This is a genomic window from Kitasatospora sp. NPDC005856 (assembly GCF_040629945.1).
In the GTDB taxonomy this organism is placed as follows: Bacteria; Actinomycetota; Actinomycetes; order Streptomycetales; family Streptomycetaceae; genus Kitasatospora.
The window spans coordinates 1-2,067 of sequence record NZ_JBEXWT010000216.1; the positions used below are offsets into that span (position 1 = coordinate 1).

The 2,067-nt window shown below is 66.1% G+C and carries 2 protein-coding genes; one reads left to right on the forward strand and one right to left on the reverse strand.

Features of this window, described 5'->3' with window-relative positions; genetic code table 11:
- Positions 1–724 (reverse strand): ATP-binding protein (locus ABZ449_RS42030; protein WP_360357427.1); only part of this gene is annotated, 724 nt, incomplete at its 3' end.
- A 696-nt stretch (positions 725–1,420) separates the two neighbouring features.
- Here ABZ449_RS42030 and ABZ449_RS42035 point away from each other — a divergent pair.
- Positions 1,421–2,067: ATP-binding protein (locus ABZ449_RS42035; RefSeq protein WP_360357430.1), on the forward strand; the 647-nt coding region annotated here is incomplete at its 3' end.

The following is a 2,067-nucleotide window of genomic DNA, read 5'->3' on the forward strand; positions in this document are numbered from 1 at the left end:
TCTCGGTGAGCCGCTCGTCACGCACCACGATGGTCAGGCCGGGCACCAGGAAGGCGGTCTGCCGGGCGCGGCTGTGCAGCGTCTCCAGGGAGAGCCTGGCGTCCTTGAGGAAGATCTGCCGGTCGGCCCAGTAACGGATCCGGGTGCCGGTGCGGGTCTTCGGCACCTTGGCCATAGTGGTCATACCGTCTGCGGCTCGAAACGGCGCGTCGGGCTCGTCACCGTCGAACTTTCCGGCAATGCCGCGACGAAAACTGATGGCATGGGTGGCACCGTGCCGATCGACTTCCACGTCGAGGCGGGAAGAGAGGGCATTGACCACCGAGGCCCCGACTCCATGCAGACCGCCGGAGGCGGCATACGAGCCGCCGCCGAACTTCCCGCCTGCGTGCAGCTTGGTGTAGGCGATCTCAACGCCGGACAGGCCGGTCTTGGGCTCGGTATCGACGGGTATACCGCGCCCGTCGTCTCGAACCTGGTAGGAGCCGTCCGCGCCGAGGACCACCTCGATCGTGTCGCAGTGGCCGCCCAGGGCCTCGTCGACGGCGTTGTCGATGATCTCCCACAGGCAGTGGGTCAGGCCGCGGCTGTCAGTGGAGCCGATGTACATGCCGGGCCGCTTGCGGACCGCCTCCAGGCCCTCCAGGACGAGCAAGTGCCGAGCGGTGTAGTCGGAGTCGTCCTTGGCCGGGAGCGTCGGGGGACGGGCGGAAGGGCTAGTCACGTGTTCTCCTCGGGAACCCTGGCGGCGAAAGAGCTGGCGCAACGTCAGAGCTCCTGGTTCATCCAGCGCGTGAACGCCCAGGTGTCCCGCCACTCGCCAGACTCGGCGCACACTACCGTCGCGGACACAAGTTGTAGGTAGCGCGCCGCTTTCGCGGAACGCCCACTCGCGCCGTGCAGAGCCTTCGGTGCGGCTGCACATCCGATCACCTTCTCACTGGGGCGATATCGGTTCAGCGCCCCCGTCGAAGGCCCACCAGGGGCCTCCCTGCGTCGCGGCGGAGTGACTTTCTTCCTCCGTTCCTGCCAACCCGCACTCAAAAGGCCCAGAAGGCCAACTGTGGGCGATAGCGACCAGCTCGCGTGGGGGGATGAGACCGCAAGGCCCCCAAGCCACCAAAGGTGCCTTTGCGTAACCTCTCGCCTTACTTTTGACGGTAGCTCAGGTATGCTGAACCGGCGAACCGGCCTGCTGAAGGATGTCCACGGGGTGGGCGTCCACTGGGCCGATACCGGCAACTGACCAACATCACACGACGCCGTGAACGCCCCGTCGAAGTGAGACGGGAGCGGGGGTGCGTTGTGTCGGAAAGGGTGCTTCGTGACCGAAACCGGGACGTCCGACTACACCGCTCAGGCCTCCGTCGTCGGCGCAGACGCCACGCCCGCGCCCTCGTACGACGCCAGCGCGATTCAAGTGCTGGAGGGGCTTGAAGCCGTTCGCAAGCGCCCGGGCATGTACATCGGTTCGACCGGTGAGCGGGGCCTGCACCACCTGGTGTACGAGATCGTGGACAACTCCGTCGACGAGGCCCTTGCAGGGGTCTGCGACACGATCGGCGTCACGATCCTTGCCAATGGTGGCGTGCGCGTGGTGGACAACGGCCGCGGCATCCCAGTCGATGTCGTACCAGGACAGAACAAACCCGCGGTCGAGGTCGTGCTCACCGTCCTGCACGCGGGCGGCAAGTTCGGCGGTGGCGGCTACGCGGTGTCCGGTGGTCTGCATGGTGTTGGTCTGTCCGTCGTGAACGCGTTGTCCACCCACCTCGCGGTGGAGATCAGGACGGCTGGCTATTGCTGGTTGCAGGAGTACAAGGCAGGTGCTCCCGTCGCGCCGCTTGTTCGGCAGGAGGAGTCAGGCGAGACGGGCACAGCGATCACGTTCTGGGCCGACCCGGAGATTTTCGAAACCACGGCCTACTCCTTCGAGACGCTGTCGCGCAGGTTCCAGGAGATGGCGTTCCTGAACAAGGGCCTGTCGATCTCGCTGACCGACGAGCGCCCCGAGCACGTGGACGAGGAGGGCAAGCCGCTCACCGTCACGTACAAGTACGACGGCGG